Raw genomic sequence first — 22,035 nt, 5'->3', positions numbered from 1 at the left:
TCTCTTGAGATGCGAAGCTGCAGGTCTGTATGATCACTCGGATCGGAGGATAGGGAAGCAAGCACTCCTAACAAAACCTTATTTACTATTTTTAAATAAAAATAATGCACCTCATGAATGCGGTAATCCTAAGTGCAAGGCGATCGCGTTAGGCTGGCTATCGGACGAACGATTCCCTCGCCATCATCGACATCAGCCGGCTGCTTCGCTTGCAAACAGGAGGGCAAGGCGCGATCGCGTCAGGCATCCGCCGCCGATACTCAACAGCACCAACTCGAATGTGTCGTGCGATGCTCGGCTCCATCGTAAAGGCGGCTGCCCTGTACATCAATTGGCTCGCTCTTGGCTTCAATATCGACTCACGCGAGCGAGTGTACAGCGAGCGTCAAAGTCCAAACTGCCCCCGCCCGACTTTCGAGCCTTGGCTGTCGAAAGTGAACGATCACTAACTTCAACTCCCAAGAATTCCTATGGCACTCTTGTAAAAACCATAAAAACCATAAATTGATCATTTTTACCCCCCTATAACGTCTATTTGACATGGCTTGCTATGCGACTAGCGTACTTATTACGAGGATTTAGGAGGATTTAGAAGGGTCTAAAATACAAAAAATCGTGTTAAAAGCAACAATTCTTTACAAAAAACGATGAGTAGTTATACTCATTGCGAGGCTAAAAGTAGGAAATAGAAGGTGTAATGAGTAATAAATGTGCTGTTTTCTCCTCTTTTTTCCTCCTTTTTTAGCCCCTTAAAATTCACATCCAGGTCAAATATAGTTCTAACACAATAAAATAGCTCTCAATCAAAGGGTGGGTGGGTGGCAATAAGTTTCCCCACTCCTAGAATGAGGAGTAGGGAAGCTGCCCTGAACGGGCATTGCCATTCTTAGTTACTCAAGCGGCTCAATCCAAATCATCGATGTCGTCAGCAACATCCACTTCTTCATGCACACTTTGCGAGCTGGAAGCAACTGGGCTGCTCTGACGGGCGAGCCGTTGATTGCGAATGCCCCGATGCTTGGCGCGGCGATCGCGGATTGCATCCATATCGGTCAATCCGTATAGGATGCGACCAGCACGCATCAATTCTTTTAAAGGTGTCTCACTGTAGTCAGCGCGAAATTGGGCATTATGTGTCTCCCAATCAAATTCGCCACCGTTAAAGCGAGCAACGCTTGCCAGTTCCCGACCTGATTCTTCTCTCAAAACTTCTAGTACCATTAGGCGAAGTTTATCGTTGTAACTAATACACTTGTCTAGCGCTTTTGTGTGACTTTTTTGCGCTTTAGCGATATTGGTTGCATTAGTCTTGTAAGCTTTTTCAGTAACTGTCATTTTTCAGCTTTCCTGAATTCAATTTTGTTCATTTCCACAGCAGCAATAGCTGCCTTTTTTAGTCAATTAAAAAGTTTTAATTTTTTAAATAACAGCCATAGCTGTATTGATAATTCAGTCTTCTTAGAATAGTTGAAAAATTTAACAAACTAATTATTATAGTTAAGGTTAGTTAACCTCCTCTAATAATATGAAAAAAATAAAAACTCTGTTCAGCCTTTTTTAGGCAGAGCAGAGTTTTACATATTCGACAAAAGCATTGGTGAAGGAAAGCTATAAAATTGAGTGACGGCGAAAGACTATTCTAAGTCTTCGTCTTCATCTTCTTCGTCCTCATCTTCTTCGTCCTCGGTATCGAAGTCTTCTTCGCTGTCCTCATCCAAGTCTTCTTCGGATTCATCTGTTTCCTCATCTTCATCAGCATCAAGTTCATCTTCTAACTCATCCACATCATCATCATCTTCATCATCGGATTCATCCTGCTTGTTATAGCTGTTGCGCTTAGCAAGCGATTCTTGATTGAATTTGACGAGACCTTTAATTGCTTCTTGCGGGTCAATCTCGAAAACGTCGTACAGTTTGGCCATCACAAGAGCAATGACTTCAATATCGTGGCGCAGTGCATCAGGTTGACCGAATAAAGCTGGAAACACTTCATTATTCCAACGCTGCCAGTTCATCGTTTTGCCGCGTTTTTTCAACTGAGCAGCAATATCCAAACCAAGTTTTTCTTTGGTAGCGTGACCTACCTTAGTTTGGAGGCGTTTTTCGCGCAGTTGAATTTTGACTCCAAATTTTTTCAGGATGGTAGTTCGCACGCGGTCTAGAAGTGCGTCTGCTTGCTCTTCTACAGTGAGTGTCGAACGGCGACTGACCTGCGATTGGGTAGCTGTCGCTGGGCTCTTTGACTTAGCAGCACCATTGCTTTTGCCATTCAAAGTCACCGCTCCATTGGATGGGCGAGAGTTATGGTTTTTAGCTGTTGTTGTAGCCATAAAGTTTGATTTAATTAAACTACTTCACGGCTAACAGCGCCGTTAGGCGCTCTCAAATTTCATCAAATTTATAATTGGTTTTTTTTATTGTCATTAATAATAATTAATAGTTTTTACTGTGAAATAAATTTCTGTAATATTTCGGTGTATCTTTTTTTGAGTAGCCGAAATACATAATTATGTATATTGAGGAAATTAGGTAAATAATTCCTAAGAATTAAGAAGATGTTTGGCTGCTGTAGAACTATTGGCTGATGGCAACGCTCGACCGTAGCCTATCAATGAGAAAAGTACCTTTGAATATTTCTTACCGTGGAATTTATGCGTACCATTAATGACTGGCTCGCTTTGGCCCAAAGAGGCATTAAGATTGTCGGGCTGGAGTATTACACGCCTGACCGAATCAGAGTGTTAGCACAGTTCCACAATTGGGGGCAGGAGCTGCATTTGCCTGTTTTCTTTTGGAATTCTGGGTACAGTTGCTTGCAGGAAATTGTGAGTCGGGACGGTCAGTGCATCTTACAAAATACTGACTTGCACCCAGATTCTGACGTGCTTCAGTTTCTATTAGAGAATAGGAGAGAGGGAATTTACATTCTTGAGGGAGTGCTAGATTTTGACGAATCCGGTCAGGTGAGTTCCCGTCTGGGGTTTCAACTGGCAAATGCTTACTATCACTCATCTTGGTCTGCGGTTCCTCAGTTTTGGGTGATGCTGGAAAACTACATACAACTGCCGGTGAACTTGCAGCCTTTGATTCCCTTACTGACGACTCCATTACCGTCCCGAGTTGCAGCGCAAAAGGTGGTGGAGTTGTTTTGCGATCGCAATCCTTGGCTTGGCGACAAAGGCGACGAGGTGTTGCAAGCTGCTTTGGTTCGAGCTTGCCAGGGGTTGCCCCAAGGTGAGATCGAGTTAATTTTAGAGCGATCGCTAGCTTTTGCTTATAGCTACGAGGAAATGGCGCAGTTGGTGCTCGACCACAAGGTTAACAAGTTGCGGGGGCGAGGTCTAGAGTTTATTGCTGAGGCAGATGTGCCGGATGCAGGTGGTTTAGACTTGCTAGATGAGTCGCTGTCAAAGGTGGCTTCGTTGTTGAGTCCAGAAGCTGAGAAATACGGACTCAAATTTCCGAAGGGAATGATTCTCTGGGGGCCGCCGGGGACTGGCAAAAGTCTCAGTGCTAAACTTGCGGCTAAGAAGATGGGAGTGCCACTGTTGGCTGCTGACTGGGGTTCGATTGTCGGTTCTTCCAAACCAGATTTAGCTTTGCGCGAACTGCTGGAACTGACTCAGGCTTTAAGTCCTACAATTCTCTATTGGGATGATTTTGATAAAGGCTTTGCAGGGTGGGATTCCAATGCAGATGGCGGTGTTTCTAGGCGCTTATCGGGGAAGCTTTTAACGTGGATGCAAGAGCATCAATACCCAATTTATATCGTGGCGACAGTTAACCGTTTGGGGATGTTACCACCGGAATTAATTCGTCGCTTTGATGATATTTTCTTTGTGGATTTGCCTCACGAAGGGGCGATGTATGAAATTTTCAATCTTCATCTCAAAAAATATTTTCCAGAGTTTCGTAATTCTTCAGAGTCGCCTTGGACAGATGATGAGTGGCGGATTTTATTGAGGGATTACAGGCTTTGTACGCCAGCAGAAATAGGCAATGCCGTGAGAAAATGTGCGGAGGAAATCTATTATCGCGATCGGGTACAAGGGAAACAGCCGGATGAATTGAAGGTGACTTTGAACGACCTCCGGCAACAGCGTTACCAGTTTACGCCGTCGATGCTGCGGGATGAGGAGCAGATTCTAGCGATTCGCAATCAAGCCACTTATGCTAGATCGGCTAGTGGAGAGGATCGATCGCGATTTTCTATTCCGTTACAGGAGTTGTTTGGTTAGCGATTACCAGAGGAAAGGGAGGGAAGGATTATCGTGAACTTGAAAATGACACAATTTCACCCTTCCCCCTTTGCATAAGTCATTTTTGCTCCGTCCTCAAATTCAATCGTTAAATCGCGAACTATAGCTATCGAACAGTTCATCAATTTTCTGGGGGTCAGATACAAGCGTCCCTCGCTCATCCCGGAACGTGCGATCGCGGTCTCCCTTGAAGGAAAGCCAATTGAAACTTGTTACTACAGCAAATTTCGCATCAGATATCAGAATTTTGGCGTGGGTATTTCCCAAACGCTTAAGGATAAAATTATCTTTGTACTGATTCGCTAATTTTTTAAGATTTTTCTCAGCTTGGATATCGGATGGGTATTTTCTATCATCTTCATCTTTTCCCAAACCGTACCCAATTAAAAGTTGTATGTTACACTTAAGTAGTTTTTCTAGCTGTTCAATAAACTGTTTCTTTACAACATTAGCTCGAATCCAAGGAGAAATAATCATCAAACGTTTTTGACTGTCTTGTATAGCCTGTTTGAGAATCTCAGGGTGGTCGTAAACTTCTAGGTAACTAATTTGAAATGAATTCAAGCGCTGTTTGAGAATTTCTATTTCCTGCTCTTGCTCAATAATTTTTTGCTCTAAAGCAGCCTTGTCTTCATCCGTTTCAGCCTCTGCAACGCTATTTCGATCCGTATCAATTTTAGCTTGAGCTGAAGATACCTCTTCTTTCACTGCTTCAGCTTCTTGTAAGGGAGCTTGAGCAACAAATTCATGCCCTAAAACTTCTTCTGCTAACTTTCGAGGTGCGCTTTCCCTCAATGCCTCTAGTAAGCGAAGTTTCTTGACACCATTAGCACGAGCAAAAGCTGCTTCATGTTCATTAGAAAGAACACCATCGATAGCAAAGGCAACCTGAATATCATCACTATCTTTTGCTTTATAAATTAGGAGCAAAGCAGGTTGAAAAAATCTCTGTCTGCGCTCAATAGCTTTCAAGGCTAAAAGGTCTCTATCTTGCTTGAATTTAGCTTTGCTTGCTCCCTCAATCTGGCGAATAATTGCGTCCACATCTTTGAGTTTAAGATCGGAAAGTTCGGGTGGCTTTTTCGGAGATGGTTCAATTTCTATGATTTCTTGATTACGCAAGTCTTTTTGCTTGAGTAAACGTGATTCCAATCGCCCATACCAGCGAGGACACCGTAAAAGCCCATCAAAATTTATATCAAATGTTCGCTCTTCGGGAACAATAATTTTGGCATCGCGGAGCGTTCCTTCGCCTTTCTTAGTCAATTTCCAAACTTGCATCAGAGAGCCATCAGGAGCTATGAGGTCAATATCCTCACTCATCCTTAAATTTATCATTGCATCCCTGATAATAGACGGTTCGAGACCAAGAAATCCAGCAATATCCACTTCTGAGGATAAACTAGCATTAATAGCTTTCAAGACATATTCTTCGATCGGGGGAATCGGTTTACGGAGTTGGGTTAGAGCTTGAACAGTGATTTTATAAACTGGCAATCCGACTTCTTTACAGCTAACTAAATCGAAGCCTGTACGATTGTCATAGCGGCGTAGTTCTTCTGGAGTAAGAAAAACTGATTCTTCTGAACTCATAAGTTAGGCTCCTTTATGGCGCAATTTTTAGGGTGACTTTCAACGTAATCCAAAACTCGGTGTAATGGGTTGTCATGTGAGCTTCTACAGAAGTGGTGATCTCCCACGATGACTAAGCCAACTTTCCCTCTGGATAAAGCCACATTTAATCGTTCTGCATCGCGCAGAAAACCCACTTTACCTTCTTTGTTAGAACGAGTCACAGAGTACACTGCAATATCAGCTTCGCGTCCTTGGAAGGCATCCACTGTATTGCACTCAACTGTTAATGCTTGCCAATTGTTTAATTCTGAGGCAAGGTTGCGAGCGAGCAACTTTAGCTGTGCTGCATACCCACTCAATACGGCGACACTGTATTTTTTCTGCGCCTTTACTGCCGTCTGGTTTAGCTGTTTGAGAAACTGAACTATGACGTTGACCTCACAAATATTGTTAAAGCTAGAATTGGCAGACTGTTCGCGACTATTCGGAAGTTTGGTTGTTGTTAACCAAGTCACAGGTTGTGGTAAAACACTGCGAAGATGCTGATCTAAGTCAGTCCTGGCACTTTTTAGCTGACCATCATAGAAGCACTCACTGACCAAATTGCCGATTGGTGCTACCATCCTATGTTGGATTGTTAACATCTTGCGACACCCATCTGGGAGTGTTCTGAGCAGTCGATCGAATAAAGTTTCTCGAATATGATCCTGATTAAGTTCGTATTTTTCCAAAAAGTCAGAATCTCTACTGGCTTCATCTCGAAATGGTGGGAGTTGTTTGGGGTCGCCTACGAGTATCCAGCGATGCGATCGCGCAATTGGAACCAACACTTCTGTCGCCGTAGCTTTTGAAGCCTCATCAACAATACACAGGTCAAATTCTATGTCTTGAATATCTCTAGGAATTCCGATGCAAGTTCCGGCTACTACTTGCGATCGCTTAATCAAAGGTGCATTGAATTTCTCATTTCGACCAAACTGATCGAACCACTCCGCCTGAATAGCTATCAGCCGTTGGAGCATTTTCGCATCGGGTGCATTTGGATCTATTAGTTTATTGATCCGCTCTTCTATCTCCTGAACCGAAAGTCTCAAAACTTTATTGATACTGCTTCCGGTTAATTCTTTAAGACGCTTTGCTTTTTCCTTCTGTTGCTCTCGTGCTTCTTTTAATTGCTTACGCAGGATACTAATTTCAGCTTCAATACTCTGACATTCCTCTAGCTTATCCTTGGGGATTTTAGTTTCCAACAATGAATCTGGGTTTTCTGGGTTGTAATTTATTGCTAGTATTTTATCTAAATCCTCTTTCCAGATATTAACATCTCCTCTGAGACTTTCAATTTTTGTAACCAGAGTTTTCATTTCTTGAAATAGTGTGGCTATTTCACTGTTATGCTGAGAAATACCTCGTTGCGCTGACCAATTATCAATAAATTCCTGTCCTTTAGCAATTGCACCCTCTCGCCACTGTTCCATCTGTTCTTCGAGTAAGAGCGAATGAACATTCTCTGATACCCGTTCATGGTTACCAAGTCGCACCAACTTCAAGTTAGGATTTTTAGCTTGAATCCGTTCTAGGGCGTTATCTAGTGCAACATGAGTTTGTGAACTGAGCAGAATTCGAGCATCAGGATTAGCTTTAAGAGTTTGCAGAACAACTTCTGTAATAAATGTTGTCTTTCCTGTACCTGGTGGACCTTGGACAATCAGAAAATCTTCTGTTGCGAGTGCAGCTTTAACAACTTGCTGCTGTGATTCATTGAGAGGTTGAATAAACTGTAAATCTACTTCTACGTCAGGAGTACGGACTTCTTGAGGATTGACGAGCAATTGGCGAATGTCTGACCGTACTCCCTGGTCAAATCGAATGGCATCAAGGGCATTTTTTTGTCGATTTAGGGCAACCTCAGCAGCACGAGTATCAAAGCGTAACTCACCAGATTGTGGGAGTCTGTCTGGTTCTCCATATTTAACATAAAGAGTCAATCTGTCACTGATGACCTGTTCAACATCTCCCCCCACAATGCTAAATCCTTTTAAGTTTGTCACATGGCGGGGTTGTCCAGCTAAGTCATCTTCTGGAAGCTCTGATAGTTCAAAGGTAACGCGGTTTCCGTCACGAGTAACGCTTGTGTATTTAATCGGTTTTTCTCGTTTTTTCTCCCAATCTGTTTTAGCTCTGAGAATATTCCACCAAACTTGGAATATCAGTTGCTTTTCTTTTTCATCTTCTTGTTCTTTTAAGTTGGCTTCATGCTCTATAACTGCATCCTGTAGCTTCTGAATGACCTCTTTTGCTTCATATAAATTCAGTGGCGTTCCAAATTTGAACTCGTAGGATAGATTCCAAGCACGCTCTCGACGCTGTTCCAGTTGCGAGTAGGAAGTAGACCAAGCATTGAAAATAACTAGGTGATTTCCTCGGTTTTGATCCACCTTCATGTGATACCGATAGGAAACACCATAAATTTCGTAATGATCTTCACGAGATGGATCGTCTGCGTCGTCCTTAAATTTATAGGGACGAATCCCACAACCCGATTCATTATTGAGATCGTCAAGGATAAGATTCTCGATCTCAACTTCAGAAGAAATCTCAATTTCACTTTTAAGTCTGTTCAAGCACTTTGGTATAAGCTTAAGGAAGCAAGGAGGCTTCTTAATTGCTCCTGTTTTTGTATTCCCTTGAATAAAATTAATTTCAGCTAGTAGTACCTCTGCATTAGGTTGACGCTCTGCGGGGTCGAGGGAAACAGCACGCTCGATTATTTCAAGGATTTCAGGTGGTGCATTAAACGCTTTCAGTGCGCTGGGAATACTATTATGATCTGTGAGTTCAATATTGGTCAGGCACTTCAAAACCAATACACCAAAACTGAAAATATCGCGGGTGTAGGTATAGGAACCATCGTCGGTTTCTGGCGGAGTGAATGTACGCGATACAAAGTCTTTGAGAGTAATGCTTGGTTGCAAATACCCCTTAAGCTTGGATATGCCAAAGTCAGCAAGTTTGAGTTTACCGTCACTCCCCACTAAAATGTTGCTGGGCTTGATATCGCGGTGTATTATTCTGCGATTATGGGAAAAAGCCAGAGCCTCCAACACGGGTAACGCTACCGCTTTCCAGAAAGAATCCCAACCGTCTGGTGGAGATTCTTTCAGAAGTGTTGCCAAATCCTTTTCCATCCACTCCAAGACGAGAAAATAGTTACCCGTAGTTTCATCGTTGCCAGAATCGAGAAGTTCCACGATTCCCGGATGCTTCAACTCTTGCAGGGCTTGGGTTTCACGTCTGAAAGACTCGGCTAGAATATCTGCTTCAATCTGCCCGTGTTTGAATTCTTTTACTGCCACCCGCCGGAGGTCATCAAGCATATCGCTTGCCTGATAGACATCAGCCATCCCGCCCGATCGCGGGTTGGGGGATATAGCATAGCGATCGTTTATCAAGCGAGCTGGCATAACTTAGCTACCCATAGAATATTTCTATTCTTTTTGTAACACAAATCCCAATTAGGCTGGTTTTTTAGCAATTATCTATTGCTTAGATTTCCATGCACTTTACCAAACACAGCAGGAACTAATGCGTTTAACTTGCCCATGACGAGGAAATAGTTACTTCCACTTCTACAGGAACTTGCTGCAAATATAGCTCTCCAGCTTCCACCATCACTTTTTTGAGAATGCGACTGGTTCTTTTTAAAGTAGTCTGCGGACACTCTAACAGAATCTCGTCATGTACCACACCGATTAATTTTGCTCCAGTCTTGGGTAGGAGTTTGAACAAACGACCGATCGCCACTTTCAACATATCAGCCGAAGTTCCTTGAACAGGGTGATTTAGCAACTCAGAAAGTCGGGGTTTCTTTGCCCACCGTCTTCTGCGTCCGCCAATTGTACGGATTTGCTTGATGTCTTTGACGTACACCGTTTTCCTGATGCTGTCGTGCCATCTTCTGACTCCCGAATAAGCTTGGAAAAATCGTCTTCTGAACTCTTTAGCTTCATCCAAGGTTAAAAAAACCTCGTACTTTTCCTCAGCATAAGCTTGCAGTTTGGCAGCACCCATGCCATAAATTAATCCGAAATTAACTGATTTAGCTATCCGTCTATCCTCTGCCGTTACCTCCTCTAATGCCTTACCTGTAATCAAAGATGCCGTTAAAGTATGCAAATCTTCGCGTTTAGCGTAGGCATCTAACATTCGGCGATCGCCAGATATTTCAGCGACAATCCTTAGCTCGATTTGGCTGTAATCTGCTTTAATAATTTGATATCCGGGAGCAGCAATGAAGCACGCACGCATCCCCTTTGCCGTACAATTCCTGGGAACGTTTTGCAAGTTTGGCTTCTTGCAACTAAAGCGTCCAGAACGAGCGCCGCATTGCCGATAGCTGGGGTGAAGTCTCCCCGTTATCGGGTGAATGTGTTTGGGCAATGCCTCAGCAAAGTTGGAACACAAAGATGCTAATTTCCGATAATTCAGTAGCAACTGGATAATCGGGTATTGATGAGCTAGAGGAATAAGTTCGCTCTTACTTGTTGACTTAATTGGAATGTTGAGAGCCTGAAGAGCACTTAAAACTTGTACAGACGAACGGGGGTTTATGGTTTCCACCATCTCTGGAAATAGCGAAAGTTGTGCGCTAGGGGCTGGTTTAAGACCGGCTTTCACTAATTCCACCAGCGTAGTCTGCTTTTGAGCTTCCAGTTCCTCGCCCACCAAATGCCAGTGTTTTGCATCCAGTAACATTCCATTTAGTTCCATTTGGGCTACAGCAGGCATCGCTTCAAATTCAATTTGGGCGGTTTCTAGTAACCCAGCATTCTGAAGTTTTGAGATGAGTCGCGCTCTAAGTTTCAGCAAGACAGCAGCATCTAAAGCGGCGTATTCTAACTGAGAAGCTGATAACTTACCTCCGAAATTGCTCGACTGTAGGCTCTTGTCAAGTTTGATTCCTAAAAATTCAAGAGCGAGGGATTGTAGATCGTGGTCTTTCTTGAGTCCAGATCGCAACACCTGACTCGCTAGCATGACATCAAAAAATGGGCCAGACGGTCTAAGTCCAGCTATTTCTAGTACCTGCCAGTCGAACTTACCATTTTGAAATATTTTGAGCGCACGGCTGTTTAGAAGGGCTTTTAAAGGCGATAATTCGCGATCGGCAAAAGCAGCTAGATCGACAAGTATCACTGGGCGGTGGGGGACAGCTATTTGGATAAGTCGGATGCGTTCCGTAAGTGGATCTAGCCCGGTGGTTTCTGTGTCTATGGCTATAACACGAGCTTTTATTAAAGGCGAGAGGACATCATTTAGTCGGCAAAAATTTGTAATCAGCTCGTATTCCACAATAGAATTTGGGGCGTAGTGTGGGGAATTATTCATGGAAGTAGAGGGGTTTTAAGGTAATAGTTTTAGTTGTAAAACTGATAGAAATAGCGGAGATATTGAGGCAGATATTCGGTAGAGAAGGCTAAGTGACATTCTTAATATTTATGGGACATAAAGTAATAGTAATTTGTTGAAATGTAAGTTGTGCTGTCCCCACTAATAAAACGGTATAGTGGGGAAGCAATCGTCTATTTTTTGTCTATTACGACTAGGTAGCTCTCAACAGTAACCGGGCGATCGCTCCCCCAAAAGATTTCTAAGGGAAGTTCGATTAACTTGGCTGACGTGCGCTTAAGAAAGGCTCGAAATGCTTGGGATCGCGGATCGCCTCGGACATTCATGGAATTGCTAACAACACTTACCAGCCGTCCAGAATTGGCTAGAAAAAGGTTATGGGCACGTTGTATGATATCTAAATCAACTCCTTTGATGTGGGGCGTAGAAAATGGGGGATTTGCCAAAATTCTGCTATATCGCCTCTGCGGTTCAGTTGTTAAAAAGTCACTTCCAACTAGATTGAACCCTTTTTGAAACAGAAGTTGTTGTAGCAGCGGGTTTATTTCAATTACATCAACGACTGCACCCGCTCTAACCATAGCCTGCGCCAATAAGCCGTCTCCTGCTGTTGGTTCTAAGGCGTAGATTCCTGAAATAATTTGAGCTTCTTCAATCATAAGCTCAATTAGCTCTGGGGGAGACGGAAACCAGGAATAAGGTGGAGCTTCTCGGATTCGCTCATATAGCATTTCTGCAAGCGATGAAGTATCTTTCATTTGAATTTTGCTGCTATTCGGGCTATAATTGGCGAAGATTGCCTTTTTTTACGTGTTAAAATAAAGTCAATTGCCCTTCAACTTTTGACTTATCTTTTGGTGACTTAGCTGTTACCATTTCTGTCGGTAAATCTGCATCAGCGCTTTTATCTTGGGACAATTTACGTTTGCCCCAGCCTTGGGACGCTGCATGGCGGACAACGCTTTTCCTAATTGCTCTAGCTAGATGGTGATAATCATTTTGGATGCTGTCAAAGTTCACGGCTGAAAATTCAGCTAATTCGGACAAGTGGTAACCATTTGGTAGCCGATTATGTCTTGTCAAGGTGTCTTGTGCTGCCCACATATAGACGTTGTAATAACTGTGGTGCAGAGGAGCTTCAAATGTGGCTCCCATCATATACGCCACGACTTCTGTGGAAGTGCAGTAATTCCCTACAATTCTGTTGCTGTACTCCTCTAGAATCAAATCGAGCCTATCGGATAAGCAAGCCGTTTTCAACCAGTCCGGTATGCTTTCTGACCAGGGGGTTTTGTGTAAAACTAATGGGCCTGCATAGTAACGTAAAAGGGGAAGGGGAATTCCGGTCAATTCCAGTAGCACGGCTATTAAGTCGCGGTGCATACCCATCTGGGCTAATAGCTTCAGCTTTTCCAAAATGCCGGACTGAGGTTTTACAGGGTGAGTGGTAATTTCTTCAAGTAATTCGGGCGTTAACAGATTTAGCTGAGTCATATCTTTTTGAAGGATAATTGTGTGACGAATGAAGGTCAAAAAAATCGCGTAGCGAATTCAGTTACAGGGATTTGCGCCGTCTGTTGGGCAAACAATTCGGCAGAGATACGCGCCTCTATATTTCTGAGTAATTTTTACCCACCTTGCTGGATGGAAGGCGGGCAAAATTAAGATCAATGCCAGCGCTATATTTTGTTTCGTGCAATAGCAGTAGGTCTTGGTTGTTTGCAGATAGGCTACGTCGATCGCCGCCGTAGCCTATCCGCCGATAGGCGGTAGTTTAATTACGACTATCGGATGAAACCCCTACTCGTTATCCCTAGCTACGCTTAATTGTTGATTCTTACGACTTTGTAGCTACATAATTTATGAACGATCCAAACAATATCTGTGGCAATGAACCAGGTTACAGCGCTGATGGTTATGCTGTTAGCGGCTGTGAAAGTAACCCGTGCGAATCCTCCCTTAACGGATATCGAAGCAACAGTTATAGCAGTCAGCAAACAGAGGGATACGGGGTTCCAGACTACTTTGCTGATGGCTATCGAGAAAACGTTTTTGAAGGCAATTTGAATTTAGCAGATACTCCGTGGACGGAGACGGCTGCTAACCCTAACCCCTATTTTAAGGGAGGCGTAAATGACGCTAATTCCTATCAAATTCAAACAGCTACTTCTCATTTCTACGGCGGTGACTTAGAGCTGTAGTGCTTCAGATGGCAGGCTACAAATCGCCTGTATGAAACTTCTCATTTCGGCGACGATGACTTAGAGCTGCAGTGCTTTACGCCGAGGCTGCTCCATGTAAAGCCTCGGTTGACTGCTTTATTTATTTTAAGAAGCGCAATTGCAGCCTCATCAAGTTCGGTGGGTTCCTTTCTCCCACTTAATTGCTTAACTTTTCTACAGTATCCTCAACCAATAACCAAAGTTTTTGGCACAAACATGAGAAGAATATTATCAACAAGATTCGGGCGATTATCAGTATGGTTATTCTCTTTAGCCTTAATAGTTTCCATTTTGTTTGAGCAACCAATATTTGCTAGGGCACGAATTCCTGCTGATACAACTGAAATGCCAACCAAAATTTTAGAAATACCAGGGATGGACAGGCAAGGAAATCCTACTTCAGTTAACGCCCTCTTGCCAGATTGGACACAAATTTCTTTTTCTCAAATGCCACCCATCAGTCAATCTGGAAGCCTTTCAGCGGGAGAGTACAAGCAGGCAGTTGGCTATGATTTGAGCCGAAGTTGGACAGCAGGGCAAACTCCTGACCAGTACATCATGTTGGGCGATATCAGCCAAGCTTTGCAACCAGAATTGTTATCCTTTGGTTTTGTTACACAGCAAGCTGGTCTGAATTTAGATAGCGTAGCTTTAAGCGCATTTACTTTAGTTGCCAAGCAGTCGTTAAATCAGTTAGTTCAGGCTATCCCTATTCTCGGTCAATTTAAAGTCGCAGAGATTGCGCCGGTGGCGGGACTGCTAGCAACAAAAGCTGCTGGCATTGATGTAGCCGATCGCACTCTAGAGCTGGTTCTCAGTTCCAATCCACAATTAGGTCAGTTGAAACTGGGAGAAATTGACCTGTCTCAGTATTCAATATCTTCGATTCCGAACTTAAGCAGCGCTCAACTTGGCGCGTTTTCAGATTGGCAAACAACCTTAATTAAAGACGTACCTGGGCTGAATGCTTTACCTCTGTCTAGTTTTCCCAATCCAATAGCAGAATTAGGCAATTTAGTAATGAGAATTGATGCGGTTTATGGTCCCGCCGAGCGACGGCGAACTAAGACGATATCAGGCTCAGACGTTCAGGGATTCTCAGTTAACTGCCAAGAAAATGATTGCGCTTACATCGAACTAGACGATCTGGAGAATTCGGGTCGGAACGCTCGCGGTTCGCTCGAAGGCAAGCAATGGATTAGCGGTAAGTACCAGGAAGTGGAGGGCGGATCGGGCTGTCTTAAAGGTGTCCACGGCGGCAAGGAACCGACGGGAAGATTGCCTTTTGGCAGCGCTTTTAAGGTAGTGGTCATGGAACCGGACGAGCAAACCGATACCGTTGATACGGCTCTATTCTTCCGATTTTGTTCGCCTTGCGGCTGCTCTCCTTATTTCATTGGCCCAGTACCTTTCTTCACCTATCGGGTTAATTCTCCCATTTTCGTTGGGGCGCTGGGATCGTCCTCTGGCGGCTCTTCCTCTGTACCAACTGCGGCAGTTCGCGACGGAGTATCTTCTCCTGTTACAAAAGGCGTAACTACAGCAGCTAATATTAATGTTCCTTGCCCTCCGGGTAGCACCGCACCAGCGCCCGTGTCAGTTGGCAATGTTCAAGGAGTCAATGTTCCCGCTTTGTCGGAAGCGATCGCCAGTATTGAAAGCAGCGGTTCTTACGAGAATGCCGGCGTTAATGCTTGCGTTGATGGCGGAAATAATTGCGGGGTTCCGTTGGGCAAGTACCAGTTTATAAACTACGACGAGTATGCTGCTAGTTCAATTTCATCTAAACCAGGGGGTACGCAATTTTTAGCCAAACTGCGAGGCGGTTATCAACCCACTCAAGCAGAACTTTTTCAATTTTTTCCGCCTGCCGATCGAGAAGCTGTTTTTGCTCAAAGTCTCGCTTCTAAGCTGAATGCCACCTCTCAAGAAAAAGACCCTACTACTGGAAGTTTTTTTAGTGGCGATCGCCTAATTGAGCGAGTAGCTCAAAAGCATTTCGGGGGCGACTATTCCAAAGTTGACGGCTCTTCAACCGATATATTCGGTCGTTTAACTCTCTCAAGTTACGGACAGGATGTTTTGAGGCGCTATCGAGAGGGAGGTAGGGCGATCGCGGAGTCGAATGCTGCTGCTTGCGTTCCGACTTCCAGTGCGGCGCAATCCTCTAATTCTGCGAGTGCTGCCCCCGGCGGCGGTCAATCCACGAGTCAGTATATCAAGCCTGCGAATGGGCCAGTAACCAGCCGCTTTGGGATGCGAACTCGTCCGGTTTCCGGGGTGCGGAAAATCTATAACGGCATTGGAATTGGCGGCCCAATGGGAAGTCCGGTAAAAGCTGTTGGCAGCGGCGTTGTCAAGACAGCGGTGTCTAACTGCCAGGAAGGGTTACAGAACTGCGGCGGTGGCTACGGCAACTGGATCGAAATTGAACACGGCAACGGTCGCACAACTCGGTATGCTCATCTGCGCGAAGGTTCAGTGAAACTCAAAGTTGGCGATCGTGTTTCTCAAGGTCAGGTCATAGGCGGACTAGGCAGCACTGGGACAACGGCAGACCCTCGCTTGCACTTTGAAACCCGCATTAATGGAACGGCTGTTAACCCATCTCAAGAAGGAATTTGAATTAAACGGAGATGTTCTGCACCATGATTTCCTTGAAAAAACGGACAATTATGTTGAAATTTACCTGGGGCTTGCTAACAGCTTTTTTGGTTTATTTGTTGAGCAGCTTATTTACCCATCCCCCAGCTTTTAGCCAGCCCACTCGGAACGCTGATGTCCCTTCAGCTTGCCTTCCTGTTGGTCTGGGGACTCTCAGGACAGAGTTTGTAACTGAAGTAACAGATGGCAGCACTCAATATCGCTTGTTCGATGCCTATTTGCAGGGAGATGCCGTGCCTTTTTCTGTATTGGTTTCTCTCCAAGGGAAGCAGTGTAGCTTGCTTTATTCCAACCCGACAAACGATTTTTATCCTTACAGCCACACTGTCAAGCTGCCGATAGCAAGGCAAATCGCTCTGGGAGAATTGCGTTACTCCATCAACAAGGCAGGGAGTATTGATAAGTTCCGTTCTACCTTGCAGCCGAATTTGGGAGAACCTACTTGGCAATTTTCGGAAGAAGAGATTTGGGCATTTAAGCAGGTTGGCATTACTGTTCCTTCACTTAGTAAAACCAGCAAAGATAAGTGAGCTAGGTTCACTTTAATAAGACTCCTACAAGCAAAAATCAAACTTTTGTTTCAAGCGGATTTAGTAAAGAGGCTGGGTGTATTTTATCCCCGCATTTAGGAACTCTGCCGGTTGTATTTCATCACCGCATTTAGTAAATAGGTCGGCTGTATTTCATCACCGCATTTAGTAAATCTGCCGGGTGTCTTTCATAACGGGATTTGGTATGACATCTACATAGAAATAATTCACGGAGGTTAAAGCAATGTTTAGCAAAAAGCAACAAGTAACTTCAGGTTCAGAACACATAGGGGAGCCACCAATCATAGCTGCAAAGAAAAATTTATTACTGTTTTCTCAACCTTCTCATAAAGAACTCCCAAACCCCGCTTCTAATTCCCTAAATAATTCTCAGTCCAGAGTATCATCGTTTTTATTTATTGGGCGGTGGTTCCGTTTTGGAGTGGTCTTGTTCTTGCTGTTATCGGTGTTGTTAGGAACTGCTGGTTGCACCCCAAGTGCTACAACGATTTCTTGGACACCTGCTACTAGACTCATCCCTGTTGAAACTGTTCAAGGCATAGTTGCCGAAAATTCTGACCTTAACCCCCAGAATTCAGCATCAAATGTGTTGGCTTGGGCTGTAAACGGACAAACAGGCAGGTTAGTTATTTTTAATTTTAACAGCCCTGGAGTTTGTGGAGCGGGAGGTTGCTTATATGCTGGGTATTTATTCAGAAAGAATGTTCCTCCTCATCGTGTATTTGCTAGTTATTTAAACGAAAACTTGCCACCTAATAAACCGCTACTTCAAGTAGTAAGTGACCCCTCAGAAACCTCTGATTTGCCTTGCTTGCAAGTACAGCAGCCGTCACAAAATGGTATTCGGCAGTTGTTTCTTTGCTTCAACGGCCGCCAGTACCAGTTAGCTAACAGTTCCTTGATTAATCTTCCCCATAAAATGGAATAGACGAATTTAAAGTATTTGAGCTTGGCTCTTCGTTAGCGATCGCCTGTTCCGCACCAATAAAAAAATGCCTCGCTCCCTAACTGGATATGAGGCACTTCTTCAAAAGTAACTAACCGAGGCTGTTAGTCATCTGCTTCCGCATCAAAATCATCGTCGAACTCCTCTTCTTCATCAAAATCGTCAAAATCATCCTCTTCTTCTATTACTTCAGCGGCAATTTTACGAGGGGATTTATGATTGGCGGTCTGCTTTTTTCCATTTTCTACTTTACGAGGAGCGGGTGGCAGCACTTGAATTTGCGGTTCGGCTGTACCTGGTAATGCAGGAGTTTCAGTGAATCCGGCAATGATATCGTGCAGCCCCCAAATCGCATTTTTATGCTGCGGGCGTCCCAGATATAGAAAGGGGAAATTATCAGCAGTTGGCTTCGTATAGCTGACAGTTTTGCAACAGTAGCTCTTATTAGAGCCTTCACCTTCTTTAACTCCTTTGAATTCCACCTCTAGGATACCGAGGCTTCGCCATTTATCGGTTTTCCCGCTGAAAGGAATTTGGAAATAATCGGCGAATGCTTTTTCCAACAAACGGTAGAATTCGTCTCTGGCTGCTTTAAAGCTCCAAAGCGCAACATTCTTAAATCTGATGACAATAGGCGTGCTGTGTCTGGGACGATTATTTTCATCCAAGAAGACAATGGCGTGTTCGCTAACAACATCCATTATCTTTTTATCGAGTTGAGCTTTATACTCTTCATACAGCCCGACAACACTACCGCCTAGATCGGGAATGTCATTCTTGTAACGAATGTATTCAGGGACGAATCCCAGCACGCATAAGTGGCATTTAGAGAGCAGCAGGCCTGTAACATCTTCTGTTAGTCCAATTGTAGTCATTTCCTCTTCTGTTGGCATGACAAACCAATTGGCTTTTTCTAGCTGATCCTCTGGAATTAATATTCCCGCCACTTGTTCGTTGATGACGATGCCATAGGGCAGAATTGGTCGCCTTACTTGATTGTGACCGGGTTCTAGGAGTTCGGGGTCAATTTCAAAATCAAGGTCTTCTGACTGATGTGGGATTGTGCCTTCAGTCATCCCTGCGTTATTTGAGCTTTTTGCTTTAGCTTTACTATTGGTTTTAACCATTCTAAAAGTTTGTGACATTGCAGTTCCTGCAAGGCGGTAGCCTTACCTTTAAAAAGGGTAAGAGGTAGCACAGTTAAGCCTAGTAATTTTGTCAAAAAAATTAAAAAATTATAAAAAAATTAACTGGTAGTACAGAACTACCGAATCGTGAGGAAGACTAATTAAGTGTGCAAAAAAAATAACAATTGTGAAAGCGCTCGCGCAGCTTCAGCAATTTCTGAAGTTGCGCTATTATCAGAATCAAGCACTCACAAATTTTTTAATTTTCTCGCTGCCAATACTGGGCGCGATCGACGCTCGGTAAAGCGTTTATTCCTATTGTCCGCAGTAGAGGTAGCCCTTCAACAAAATTGATGGCTCCTTTCAAACCCGCGATCGCATACAAAGAAGCTGCATCTGCTCGTTCAGATAGACTAGCATTGGCTTCTTCTAACAACTTTGTTAGATATTCAGGAACCTGTACGAGAGCGCCATCAATACAAGCAAGGGGGACAAATTTAGTATCGGGAGCTAGGATTTTTGGTTTCAAAAATGGCAGTTCGCGCTGGAAAGTTTTTGGAGTGGGGCGACTGTTTGTTACAGGCGATCGTTCTGGTTTGCGCTTACGCCACCGCTTCGCTCGGTAAAAACTCCCTTTCAATAATGGGGGCTGGCTTACCATCAATACAGCTTCGTGAAAGGGGAAATTCATCTGTTCTCCTTCCTGAATTTTCACCTCTTCTAAGTTAGATTTTGTCAACCAGTCAGGCGCCACCGGACAGTGAGGGTAAGACACGACTTTAGAGTTGTAGGTTAAGTCGGAAAGCAATTTGCCCATTCTGGATAGTCTGGCGTTAAGATAATGCCACTTTAATCCAGGTAGATAGGCTCCTGAATATTTTAGTTCAACGGCTCCCATGTAGAGCCATTCTGTACGTTCTAAAGTTAGCGAGATGTCGCCTCTTCCTAGTTTGATGGTGCTGCGTTTTAAAATTTCATAGTCCGGGTGTCTCTTCAAAAGCTCTGACAGCCACTCTTTTTGTTTCTTGTTCACGGTAAAAATATCTTTCAATAATTTTGCTTCCTATCCTGTTGACTGCGTTAGCAGGGATAATATCAAGTGCTGGTTGTTTTCTACCGAAAGTTAGAACTGTTGGCTGTAATTGCTCGTTCCCAAGACTGAACTAACACTGAGTAATTTTGATTTAAGCTTACTTGTCTGCAAACACTAAGTTGTAGCTACAACTGAGGTCATAGTTAATTGATCGATAGACAAAATATTGAATTCAGATAGATACTTATGAATTTTGAGATTAAATTTTTGATAGCACAGGCTAACTCTACTCCAGTTCTCGCTCAAGCCCAGAGGAGAACCCAGCAACCCACACCTCTATCGTCAATTGACTTAGGCGGTCTCTTCCAACAATACAATAACCCGGATGGATATCTAACAATAGGAGCGCTGATATTCCTCCTCTTACTGTCTCGGTTTCTAGGAAATGGAAAGGGCAAAATTACCACTGGCAAAGTGTGCGGAACTTCCGAAAAAATGGCAGCCACTCAGCTTGCATTGAAACAAATTAAGGAACGCAAGCATAATAAAGTCACGCTCTGGTGTGGCAGTCCTCGCTATTGGTGGAAGGGGAAAAAACTTAGAGGTTTTGTTACCACTATTCAGACAGCTTTTGGTTCTTCTCCCACTGTTTGGCTCCCTCATGCAGAACGGTCAACTTTAGTAATTGGAGCGCCTGGGTCGGGTAAAACTTTTTCTACAATTGATAGGGCGATAGAAAGTGCAATGGTACAAGGATTTCCGATTATTCTATACGATAAGAAAGGCGATCAGCTCAAACTCCACGCACCTCTGGCAGCGCGGTATGGCTACCAAGTGTCGGTATTTGCACCGGGAGAACCTTATTCAGGCATCATTAATCCCCTCGACTTTATGAAGTCCCCTCAAGATTCGGTCATGGCTGGGGAAATCGGTCAGGTTATTAATAGAAATGCGAGTGCAGGCAATGGAAAAAGTGATGAGTTTTTCTCTAAAGCTGGAGACTTATTGGCTAAAGCACTCCTTCAATTAGTCAAGGGTTCTAGGTATCCAGACATGGCAATGCTCTATGCAATTTTGAGGTTGCCAAATTTGGTAAAGCGGATTGACTATGCGGTTCAATCCCGTCGAATCGATGAGTGGGTCGCTACCAGCTTCAACCAATTTTTGAGCGCTAAGGAAGCAGAAAAAACTATTTCAGGAATTCTGACGACAGCAGCCGGAACGTTCAGCAGTTTTATCCAAGCTGACCTGTTGCGAGCATTTTTGGGAAAGTCGGACATCCCAACGAAAATAGAAGGCCGACAGATGATTATTTTCAAATTAGATGACGAGCGGCGCTCCGTCGTGGGACCTCTGCTAGCAGCCGCGATTCACCTCCTCGTTGTATCCAACTTAAGCCGCCCTCGGAAAGACCCACTGGTTATTTCACTCGATGAATTTCCCTCCATTCGATTGGATCGGATGCCGCAGTGGATTAACGAATATCGCTCGAATGGAGCTTGTTTCATTCTAGGAATTCAAAGTTTGGAACAACTGTACGAAGGGTACGGAGAGAAAATGGGGGCGGCGATCGCCTCTGCTTGCAGCACTCATATTTTATTCAATCCGGGTAACACTGATACTGCCAAAAAATACTCCGAACGCTACGGAGAAAAAGAAGTTTTGCTCAAAAGCAAGTCCACCAGCCGTTCAATGGGCGGCCAATCTCAAAGCAATCAATCTATTAGTTGGAACGAGTCGCTTCAAAAAATGCCGTTGTTTTCGGTGGACGAAATTTTGCGGTTCCCCCAGGGCCGGTGTGTAATTACGAACCCCGGCTACAGTTCCGGCGGCGAGGGGTCAATTCCTTACGCGCTGACCATACCCATTCCCAAAGCCGATTTGCAGCGGCAAAGCGAGAGTGAGGCTCTCTGGGATACAGAGGTCAGGTTCCGGCTGGAGAGTCGGGTGCAACTTGCAAGTCAAGACCAGCTTACAGCCGCTTTGTACGATCGCATTGAGGAAGCAGAACGGATGCTGCCTCTGCCAGACGCCGGAGGTAACGTTCCATCTCAATCGCCGACGCCGCCAGCTTCAGGCAAGAAATTTGGCTCTGACCCGCTAGACTCAGTTGTCAGTAAAACTGGGCGTTCCAGGCGGGTTTTTGCCACTGGCAGTATTGGCAAGCGCTAGCGGGCGTGTGGGAGCCAATGGAAAATTTTCCATTGGCCTTAACCTAGAAGTTGGGATCAATTCGGATAGCAACAACC

General features: G+C 44.2%; 17 protein-coding genes. 6 read left to right on the top strand and 11 right to left on the bottom strand.

The window, feature by feature from the left end; all coding sequences use genetic code 11:
- Positions 1-157: 157 nt before the first annotated feature.
- The 3 genes from QUA54_RS05570 to QUA54_RS05560 form a co-directional block, all read right to left on the bottom strand.
- The gene (locus QUA54_RS05570) at positions 158-328 is read right to left on the bottom strand and encodes a hypothetical protein (protein ID WP_333413735.1); all 171 of its coding nucleotides are present in this window, start codon (positions 326-328) and stop codon (positions 158-160) included.
- A gap of 575 nt (positions 329-903) precedes the next feature.
- On the bottom strand, positions 904-1,335 hold the full coding sequence (locus tag QUA54_RS05565; protein ID WP_333413734.1) for an aminoacyl-histidine dipeptidase: 432 nt from the start codon (positions 1,333-1,335) through the stop codon (positions 904-906).
- A gap of 299 nt (positions 1,336-1,634) precedes the next feature.
- A complete protein-coding gene (locus QUA54_RS05560; protein WP_333413733.1) occupies positions 1,635-2,330 on the bottom strand; it encodes a hypothetical protein in 696 nt (231 codons plus the stop codon).
- 321 nt (positions 2,331-2,651) lie between these two features.
- Between QUA54_RS05560 and QUA54_RS05555 the strand changes: the two genes are divergently transcribed.
- Positions 2,652-4,238 carry an AAA family ATPase gene (locus QUA54_RS05555; protein WP_333413732.1) on the top strand — a complete coding sequence of 529 codons (1,587 nt, stop codon included), beginning with the start codon at positions 2,652-2,654 and terminating at the stop codon, positions 4,236-4,238.
- 102 nt (positions 4,239-4,340) lie between these two features.
- Here the strand turns inward: QUA54_RS05555 and QUA54_RS05550 are convergent, their stop codons facing one another.
- The 5 genes from QUA54_RS05550 to QUA54_RS05530 all read right to left on the bottom strand — a co-directional run bounded on the left by QUA54_RS05550 (position 4,341) and on the right by QUA54_RS05530 (position 12,737).
- Complete coding sequence (locus tag QUA54_RS05550; RefSeq protein WP_333413731.1) at positions 4,341-5,852, bottom strand: hypothetical protein; 1,512 nt, start codon at positions 5,850-5,852, stop codon at positions 4,341-4,343.
- The gene (locus QUA54_RS05545) at positions 5,849-9,298 is read right to left on the bottom strand and encodes an AAA domain-containing protein (RefSeq protein ID WP_333413730.1); all 3,450 of its coding nucleotides are present in this window, start codon (positions 9,296-9,298) and stop codon (positions 5,849-5,851) included. Before QUA54_RS05545 ends, QUA54_RS05550 begins: the two co-directional genes overlap by 4 nt.
- A 127-nt stretch (positions 9,299-9,425) precedes the next feature.
- The gene (locus tag QUA54_RS05540; RefSeq protein WP_333413729.1) at positions 9,426-11,222 is read right to left on the bottom strand and encodes a bifunctional 3'-5' exonuclease/DNA polymerase; all 1,797 of its coding nucleotides are present in this window, start codon (positions 11,220-11,222) and stop codon (positions 9,426-9,428) included.
- Positions 11,223-11,416: 194 nt separating this feature from the next.
- A complete protein-coding gene (locus tag QUA54_RS05535; RefSeq protein ID WP_333413728.1) occupies positions 11,417-12,001 on the bottom strand; it encodes a class I SAM-dependent methyltransferase in 585 nt (194 codons plus the stop codon).
- Between the two features lie 55 nt (positions 12,002-12,056).
- Positions 12,057-12,737 carry a hypothetical protein gene (locus tag QUA54_RS05530; RefSeq protein ID WP_333413727.1) on the bottom strand — a complete coding sequence of 227 codons (681 nt, stop codon included), beginning with the start codon at positions 12,735-12,737 and terminating at the stop codon, positions 12,057-12,059.
- Between the two features lie 368 nt (positions 12,738-13,105).
- Between QUA54_RS05530 and QUA54_RS05525 the strand changes: the two genes are divergently transcribed.
- Positions 13,106-13,444, top strand: a complete 339-nt coding sequence (locus QUA54_RS05525; RefSeq protein WP_333413726.1) for a hypothetical protein — start codon at positions 13,106-13,108, stop codon at positions 13,442-13,444.
- 206 nt (positions 13,445-13,650) lie between these two features.
- Here the strand turns inward: QUA54_RS05525 and QUA54_RS05520 are convergent, their stop codons facing one another.
- Positions 13,651-13,821: a hypothetical protein gene (locus QUA54_RS05520; RefSeq protein ID WP_333413725.1), complete on the bottom strand. Its 171-nt coding sequence runs from the start codon at positions 13,819-13,821 to the stop codon at positions 13,651-13,653.
- Between QUA54_RS05520 and QUA54_RS05515 the strand changes: the two genes are divergently transcribed.
- From QUA54_RS05515 to QUA54_RS05505, 3 genes are all read left to right on the top strand, one after another.
- Positions 13,811-16,090 (top strand): M23 family metallopeptidase, encoded by a 2,280-nt coding sequence (locus QUA54_RS05515; RefSeq protein WP_333413724.1) that lies wholly within the window; start codon positions 13,811-13,813, stop codon positions 16,088-16,090. The genes QUA54_RS05520 and QUA54_RS05515 overlap by 11 nt on opposite strands.
- A 50-nt stretch (positions 16,091-16,140) precedes the next feature.
- Positions 16,141-16,659: a hypothetical protein gene (locus QUA54_RS05510; protein WP_333413723.1), complete on the top strand. Its 519-nt coding sequence runs from the start codon at positions 16,141-16,143 to the stop codon at positions 16,657-16,659.
- 244 nt (positions 16,660-16,903) lie between these two features.
- On the top strand, positions 16,904-17,608 hold the full coding sequence (locus QUA54_RS05505; protein WP_333413722.1) for a hypothetical protein: 705 nt from the start codon (positions 16,904-16,906) through the stop codon (positions 17,606-17,608).
- Positions 17,609-17,730: 122 nt separating this feature from the next.
- Here QUA54_RS05505 and QUA54_RS05500 read toward each other — a convergent pair whose 3' ends face one another.
- Complete coding sequence (locus tag QUA54_RS05500; RefSeq protein WP_333413721.1) at positions 17,731-18,771, bottom strand: DUF5895 domain-containing protein; 1,041 nt, start codon at positions 18,769-18,771, stop codon at positions 17,731-17,733.
- A gap of 241 nt (positions 18,772-19,012) precedes the next feature.
- Positions 19,013-19,786 (bottom strand): hypothetical protein, encoded by a 774-nt coding sequence (locus QUA54_RS05495; protein ID WP_333413720.1) that lies wholly within the window; start codon positions 19,784-19,786, stop codon positions 19,013-19,015.
- A gap of 246 nt (positions 19,787-20,032) precedes the next feature.
- Here QUA54_RS05495 and QUA54_RS05490 point away from each other — a divergent pair, with 246 nt between their 5' ends.
- A complete protein-coding gene (locus QUA54_RS05490; protein WP_333413719.1) occupies positions 20,033-21,958 on the top strand; it encodes a type IV secretion system DNA-binding domain-containing protein in 1,926 nt (641 codons plus the stop codon).
- Positions 21,959-22,035: the final 77 nt, after the last annotated feature.

Source organism: Microcoleus sp. MOSTC5 (genome assembly GCF_036701825.1).
GTDB lineage: Bacteria > Cyanobacteriota > Cyanobacteriia > Cyanobacteriales > Microcoleaceae > Microcoleus > Microcoleus asticus.
Note: the sequence above shows the minus strand (reverse complement) of the source record. Positions and strands in the feature narration are given on the sequence as shown.

What these genes read in the sequence shown, in the direction of transcription:
- QUA54_RS05570 (WP_333413735.1), bottom strand. Translation starts at nt 328, where the DNA reads ATGTACAGGGCAGCCGCCTTTACGATGGAGCCGAGCATCGCACGACAC.
- QUA54_RS05565 (WP_333413734.1), bottom strand. Translation starts at nt 1,335, where the DNA reads ATGACAGTTACTGAAAAAGCTTACAAGACTAATGCAACCAATATCGCT.
- QUA54_RS05560 (WP_333413733.1), bottom strand. Translation starts at nt 2,330, where the DNA reads ATGGCTACAACAACAGCTAAAAACCATAACTCTCGCCCATCCAATGGA.
- QUA54_RS05555 (WP_333413732.1), top strand. Translation starts at nt 2,652, where the DNA reads ATGCGTACCATTAATGACTGGCTCGCTTTGGCCCAAAGAGGCATTAAG.
- QUA54_RS05550 (WP_333413731.1), bottom strand. Translation starts at nt 5,852, where the DNA reads ATGAGTTCAGAAGAATCAGTTTTTCTTACTCCAGAAGAACTACGCCGC.
- QUA54_RS05545 (WP_333413730.1), bottom strand. Translation starts at nt 9,298, where the DNA reads ATGCCAGCTCGCTTGATAAACGATCGCTATGCTATATCCCCCAACCCG.
- QUA54_RS05540 (WP_333413729.1), bottom strand. Translation starts at nt 11,222, where the DNA reads ATGAATAATTCCCCACACTACGCCCCAAATTCTATTGTGGAATACGAG.
- QUA54_RS05535 (WP_333413728.1), bottom strand. Translation starts at nt 12,001, where the DNA reads ATGAAAGATACTTCATCGCTTGCAGAAATGCTATATGAGCGAATCCGA.
- QUA54_RS05530 (WP_333413727.1), bottom strand. Translation starts at nt 12,737, where the DNA reads ATGACTCAGCTAAATCTGTTAACGCCCGAATTACTTGAAGAAATTACC.
- QUA54_RS05525 (WP_333413726.1), top strand. Translation starts at nt 13,106, where the DNA reads ATGAACGATCCAAACAATATCTGTGGCAATGAACCAGGTTACAGCGCT.
- QUA54_RS05515 (WP_333413724.1), top strand. Translation starts at nt 13,811, where the DNA reads ATGCCAACCAAAATTTTAGAAATACCAGGGATGGACAGGCAAGGAAAT.
- QUA54_RS05510 (WP_333413723.1), top strand. Translation starts at nt 16,141, where the DNA reads ATGTTGAAATTTACCTGGGGCTTGCTAACAGCTTTTTTGGTTTATTTG.
- QUA54_RS05505 (WP_333413722.1), top strand. Translation starts at nt 16,904, where the DNA reads ATGTTTAGCAAAAAGCAACAAGTAACTTCAGGTTCAGAACACATAGGG.
- QUA54_RS05500 (WP_333413721.1), bottom strand. Translation starts at nt 18,771, where the DNA reads ATGTCACAAACTTTTAGAATGGTTAAAACCAATAGTAAAGCTAAAGCA.
- QUA54_RS05490 (WP_333413719.1), top strand. Translation starts at nt 20,033, where the DNA reads ATGAATTTTGAGATTAAATTTTTGATAGCACAGGCTAACTCTACTCCA.